The organism is Stenotrophomonas sp. GbtcB23 (assembly GCF_019091045.1).
GTDB classification, from domain to species: domain Bacteria; phylum Pseudomonadota; class Gammaproteobacteria; order Xanthomonadales; family Xanthomonadaceae; genus Stenotrophomonas; species Stenotrophomonas rhizophila_A.
The window spans coordinates 1-519 of the sequence record NZ_JAGXKC010000180.1 but is presented as its reverse complement, the minus strand read 5'-3'; the positions used below and the strand labels follow the sequence as shown (position 1 = coordinate 519).

General features: G+C 59.0%; 1 protein-coding gene. It reads right to left on the bottom strand.

Annotated features, from left to right (window positions below; translation table 11 throughout):
• Positions 1-327 (bottom strand): acyltransferase (locus KVS69_RS18700; RefSeq protein ID WP_217539477.1); only part of this gene is annotated, 327 nt, incomplete at its 3' end.
• Between the last annotated feature and the right edge of the window lie 192 nt (positions 328-519).

Below are 519 nucleotides of genomic sequence, written 5' to 3'. Positions count from 1 at the left end.
CGTCGCCCCAAGACTCGCAGCGTCCTGTGGGAGCATCACTACGCTCCCCACCAACAGGGTGACGGCTATGCAGAAGATGGTAGCTGGCAGAATGCGCCGCGCCCGCGCAAGATAGAATCCCGCGTAGGAGAACGTGCCCGACTGCAATCCTCGGCTCAGAATTCCCGTAATAAGGAAGCCGGAGATAACAAAGAAGACGTCAACGCCGGTGAAGCCACCTGGCAGCCAGCTCTTGTTGAGATGAAATACAACAACCGCGAGCACGGCAATAGCGCGCAACCCGTCGATATCCGGACGATATCCCGGTCGATTCTGTGGCAATGACATCCCGTTTGTTCCTTATAGCTGCTGACACTCTGTCGACCTGCCGGCGCCGGGCGCGCCGCGACGCAGCGCCCATGCAGCCGTGAGCGTTAAGGTAACCTACAGCTTGCAGAAAATGCCACGTCAAACTTTGAACGCCTAGCCCTCGAGCTGGGCCCGAACCAACACATCGGTGACATGGTCCAGGCCCTCCTC